At 70.9% G+C, this 4,987-nt stretch carries 6 protein-coding genes; 2 read left to right on the top strand and 4 right to left on the bottom strand.

Annotated features, from left to right (window positions below; genetic code table 11):
* Nucleotides 1–589 (bottom strand): MerR family transcriptional regulator (locus AB8Z36_RS30395; protein WP_369216603.1); only part of this gene is annotated, 589 nt, incomplete at its 3' end.
* Between the two features lie 142 nt (nt 590–731).
* Here AB8Z36_RS30395 and AB8Z36_RS30390 point away from each other — a divergent pair.
* On the top strand, nt 732–1,796 hold the full coding sequence (locus AB8Z36_RS30390) for a hypothetical protein (protein WP_440582037.1): 1,065 nt from the start codon (nt 732–734) through the stop codon (nt 1,794–1,796).
* 40 nt (nt 1,797–1,836) lie between these two features.
* Nucleotides 1,837–2,493: an NADPH-dependent F420 reductase gene (locus tag AB8Z36_RS30385; RefSeq protein ID WP_369216600.1), complete on the top strand. Its 657-nt coding sequence runs from the start codon at nt 1,837–1,839 to the stop codon at nt 2,491–2,493.
* On the opposite strand, the gene AB8Z36_RS30380 is transcribed toward AB8Z36_RS30385, so the two are convergent.
* The 3 genes from AB8Z36_RS30380 to AB8Z36_RS30370 all read right to left on the bottom strand — a co-directional run.
* Nucleotides 2,494–3,045: a glycoside hydrolase family 25 protein gene (locus AB8Z36_RS30380; protein WP_369216599.1), complete on the bottom strand. Its 552-nt coding sequence runs from the start codon at nt 3,043–3,045 to the stop codon at nt 2,494–2,496.
* A gap of 145 nt (nt 3,046–3,190) precedes the next feature.
* Nucleotides 3,191–4,414: a YncE family protein gene (locus tag AB8Z36_RS30375; protein WP_369216601.1), complete on the bottom strand. Its 1,224-nt coding sequence runs from the start codon at nt 4,412–4,414 to the stop codon at nt 3,191–3,193.
* 8 nt (nt 4,415–4,422) lie between these two features.
* Nucleotides 4,423–4,987: polysaccharide deacetylase family protein (locus AB8Z36_RS30370; RefSeq protein ID WP_369216598.1), on the bottom strand; the 565-nt coding region annotated here is incomplete at its 5' end.

Genomic DNA, 4,987 nt, shown 5'->3' with positions numbered 1-4,987 from the left:
CCAGTCGCCGGAGCGCGTTGAACACCGCCTCGCCCAGCACCGTGCCGATCACCACGCTCTCCACGAGGTCCTCGACCTCGCCCCGGCGCCCCACGTAGGCGAGGTCGGCGCGGGCGACGGCCTCGGCCGCGTCGGCGTACTCCTCAAGGAGTTCCGCGAACGCCCCGTGCCCGACGCGGCTCAGCGCGGCCAGGGCCCGTGCGAGGTCGTCGGCCGCGGGGTTGGACTCGTGCGTGTGCCAGCCGCGCCGCGCGATGAGCCGCTCGACGGTGGCGGCGGCCGCCTCGGCCTCGGCGTCGTCGTCGGCCGCGCCCCGCGTGCCGAGCTGGTCCGCCGCCGCGCCGAGCACCTTGTGCAGCGGGCGGCCCGGATCGTCGATGGCGCCCAGCACGTCCGCTATCGCGGCCACCTTCAGACCGCCCACCTCCAGGAGCGCGCGGATCAGCCGCAGCCTGCGCACATGCGCCTCGTCGTAGCGCGCCTGGTTGGGACTCGACAGTTCGCCCGCCGGGAGCAGCCCCTCGCGGACGTAGTACTTGATGGTCGGCACCGGCACGCCGGTCCGCCGGCTCAACTCACCTATGCGCACAGCCAGTTCTCGCCTCTCCGCGATGGATTCCCTTGCCAACCCCCGCCCCATCATAGATAGTGGCGCTATCAGATAGCAGATAGCGCCGCTATCTGTGTCCCGTTGTCCATTGCCGGTCGCTGACCGCTCAGGGGGAAGACTCATGTCCTTATCGCGTACGTGGCGTACATGGCACCGCCCACTCGTCCTGTTCGCCGCGTCGATGGCCGTCGTCTCCGTCGCCTCCGCCGTGGGGCTGCTGGTCGACGACCGGGTCCTGGTGGGCGCGCCGATCTGGGCCAAGCCCTTCAAGTTCGCCGTCTCGTTCATCGCGTACGGGCTCTCGCTCGCCTGGATGCTGTCGCTGTTCGACAGCGGATGGGACGCGGGAGGCCGTCCGAGGGGGCGCCGGAGACGACGTACGGCGTGGTGGGCGGGCACGGTGGTCGCCGGGGCGAGCCTCGTCGAGATGCTGATCATCACCGGCCAGGCGTTCCGCGGCAGGCGCAGCCACTTCAATCACGCCACTCCGCTGGACGAGGCGCTGTTCGACGCCATGGCCGTGACCGTGGTGATCCTCTGGCTCGGCACCCTCGTCATCGCCGTCCTGCTGCTGCGCGCCCGGTTCGCCGACCGGGTCTCCGCCTGGGCGATGCGCTGCGGGATCGCCATCGCCCTCGCGGGGGCGGCGGTCGGCTTCCTGATGACCCAGCCCGCGCCCGGTCAGCGGCGCGGGGAGTCACCCGTGGTCGGTGCACACAGCGTGGGCGTGGCGGACGGCGGGCCCGCGATGCCACTGACCGGCTGGTCGACGACCGGCGGCGACCTGCGGATACCGCACTTCTTCGGTATGCACGCGCTGCAACTGCTGCCGCTGGTGGTCATGGCGCTGACGTCGCTCGCGCCGCGCTTCACCCGCCTCGCCGACGCCCGGACACGCCTGCGTCTGGTGCTGACCAGCTCGGCGGCGTACGCCGCGCTCTTCGCCCTGCTCACCTGGCAGGCGCTGCGCGGCCAGCCGCTGCTCCGCCCGGACGCGGTGACACTGGCGGCCGCGGGACTGATCGCCCTCGCCACGACGGCGGCCACCTGCGCCGCCCTGCTGTCCCGACACGGACCGACCGCGCCGACGACCGCGGCCGCCACAGCTCCGACGGCAGTTCCGGCGCGCGGAATCCATCGCGCCCAGCCGGAATACGGCAGCCAATCCGGAGGTTGCCTCCGTTAACACTGAGGATGTGACACCGAGGATCTCTGGAAGGACAGTCATGAAGATCGGCATCATCGGAGCGGGCAACATCGGCGGCAACCTCACCCGGCGGCTCACCGCGCTCGGGCACGACGTCTCCGTCGCCAACTCCCGCGGCCCGCACACCCTGACCGCTCTCGCCGAGGAGACCGGGGCCACGCCCGTCCCCGTCGAGGAGGCCGCCCGCGGCGCTCAGGTCGTCGTCGTGACGGTTCCGCTCAAGGCCGTGCCCGGCCTTCCCCCGGGCCTCTTCGACGGCGCGGCCGACGGCTTCGCGGTCATCGACACCGGCAACTACTACCCCCAGCGCGACGGCAGGATCGCCGAGATCGAGGACGGCCTCACCGAGAGCCGCTGGACGGAGCGGCAGCTCGGCCACCCCGTCGTCAAGGCGTTCAACGGCACCTACGCGCAGGACATCCTCGACAAGCCGCGCCCACGGGGAGCGGCGGACCGCGTGGCCCTGCCGGTCTCCGGCGACGACGAGGCGGCCAAGAAGGTCGTACGGGACCTCATCGACGAACTCGGCTTCGACACCGTGGACAACGGCGGCCAGGACGACTCCTGGCGCCAGCAGCCCGGCACCCCCGTCTACGGCAACAGGGGCGGCGTCGCGGAGATCCGCGAGGCCCTGGCGGCGGCCTCCCCGGAGCGCACCGCCGAGTGGCGTGCCTGACTAGGGCGTGGCCCAGTCCCGCAGCGCGTCCTCGCTCTCGAAGTCGGCGACGTTCTTGTCCAGCGGCGTGGACGTGTGCTGGTGGATCGTCCAGTCCGCCTGGATGCGCGGCTTGCCCGCGCTCACGTAGTCGGCGATCCACAGGCCGTCGCCCGCGTAGGACGTGCTGTCGTGGTTGAGCCAGAAGTCGCGGTTGCAGTACAGAAGGCAGCGGTGGTGGGGGCGCAGCCGCTTCACCTCCTTGATGAAGCGGTCCTTCTCGGCGTTGCTCGCGCGCGTCCCCTCACCGGTTCTCTCCCAGTCCACCGCCAGCAGGTCCCCCGTCTTCTCGGGTGCCTTGCTCACGAAGTACGCGGCCTGGGCGGCGATGTTGCCCGGCCAGAGGAAGTGGTAGAAGCCGACGACGCAGCCGCCGTCGCGGGCCTTCTTGACCTGGGAGGTCAGTCTCGGGTTGACGTACGAACGGCCTTCCGTCGCCTTGATGAAGACGAAGGAGAGGCCGTCCGTGGAGAAGGAAGACTGGTAGGAGCTGACGTCGATGCCACGCAGCATGGGCGGCCTCCGAGGGCGGCGGGGGGTCGGGCAGCGGGATTCCGGGCTGCCGAGAAGTTCCTGAACTGCCCCTTTGGTGCCCGGTGTTGATATAGCTCAACCGTCAACCGTCCATGACCCGGGCCCCGCCCGCCGTCCACCCCCCTCAGCGGAAGATGCCGGTGTGCCCCAGCGAGTAGCGGCCCGGCTGCGGGTAGACGGCCAGACCATGCGGGCCGCTGCCGACGGGGATACGGGCCACCTGGACGCCGGTACGGGTGTCGATGGCGTACACCTCGGAGTCGTACCTGCCGGAGAGCCAGAGCGTCCTGCCGTCGGCCGAGACGCCGCCCATGTCGGGGCTGCCGCCCTGCGGGAGCTTCCACTTCTTGGTGAGCTTGTCCTTCTTGAAGTCGAAGACGGAGATGGTGCCCTCGCCCCGGTTGGATACGTACATCTCCCTGGAGTCGCGGCTGACGTACAGGCCGTGGCAGCCCTTGCCGGTGCGCAGCAGCCTCGGCTCCGAGAACTTCTTGCCGTCGAGGACCCACATGCCGTGCGCCATCATGTCGGCGATGTAGAAGGTCTTGCCGTCGGGCGAGAGCTTCACGTCCTGTGGCATGGCGCCCTTGAAGGGGATCTTCCGCTGGCCGACGACCTTCATCTTCTCGGTGTCGACCTTGAGGAGTTCACCGGAGAACTCGCAGGAGACGATGAAGTAGCGCCCGTCCATCGAGAAGTCCGCGTGGTTGACGCCCGCGCAGGTCACGGGGACGGTCTTGACCCGGTTCATGGTCTTGGGGTCGCGGAAGACCAGCTCGCGGTCCATGGAGGCCATGACGACGGCGTGCTTGCCGTTCGGCGTGAAGTAGAGGTTGTACGGGTCGGAGACCTCGACCGTCCGCCCGGTCCTGCCGGTGACGGGGTCGATGGCGGTGAGGCTGTCGCCGAGGTCGTTGTTGACCCAGAGGGTCTTCATGTCCCACGACGGGACGACGTGCTGGGGCTGGTTGCCGACCTTGATGGTCTCGATGACCTCGAACTTCTTCGGGTCGATGACCGACACGGTGTTGGAGTTGGTGTTGGGCACGTAGACCCGGTCCAGGAACTTCTTCGCGACGGGCTGGAGGGCGTTGGGCCGGTCGGCGGCGTAGACGTCCTCGGGGTCGAGGACCGGCGGCATGCCCGGCAGCCCGGAGGCCGTCTTCGGCTTGGCGGGCTTGCGGGCGCCCTCGGTGCCGAGGGCCTCGTCGGCGCGGCCCCCAGAGGCGGCACCGCAGCCCGCGAGCGCGGCGAGCACGGCCGCGGCGGCGGCCAGCGCCGCGGCGCGCTTGGTCAGGGCGGGTCCCCGGCTCTTACGGGCGGACGGTCCCTTGCGGGGCGATTCCATGACGGACATCAGGTCAGCAGCTCCGTGGTCGTCACCGCGCGCAGGCCGCGGCGTTGAAGTACGTGCAGGACGGCGGGGAGCGCGGCGACCGTGTCCGCGTACCCGAAGTGCAGGCTCACCACGGAGCCCGCCCGGACCCCGGAGGCGACGTTCCGCGTGACGGCGGGGGCGCCCGGCGAGGTGAAGTCGAGGGAGTCGACGTCGTAGGAGAGGACGTGCGGGTAGCCCGCGCGGCGGGCGAGGCGCTCGACGAGCGGAGAGGCCCGCTCGGCCCGCGAGGGACGGAACCAGGTGCCGATGGAGCCGGTGAGGCGCCGCAGGCGGTCCGCGCAGCCGGTGATCTCGGCGTAGGCGTCGGCCTCGGACATGGCGTTGATGTCGAGGTGGCGCAGGGTGTGGTTGCCGAGGTCGTGGCCGCCGTCGAGGACGCGGCGGGCGAGCCCGGGGTGCTCGTCGAGCCAGCCGCCGACGGCGAGCACGGTGACCCTGGCGCCCGCCTTCTCGGCCGCGCCGAGCAGCGCCTTCGCCGTGGCGGGGTCGCCCTGCCCGTGGAAGGTCAGCGCGACCTTGCCG

This window comes from Streptomyces flavofungini, from assembly GCF_041028215.1.
GTDB lineage: Bacteria > Actinomycetota > Actinomycetes > Streptomycetales > Streptomycetaceae > Streptomyces > Streptomyces flavofungini_B.
The sequence above is the reverse complement of the archived record's forward strand: the minus strand, read 5'-3'. Positions and strand labels throughout refer to the sequence as shown.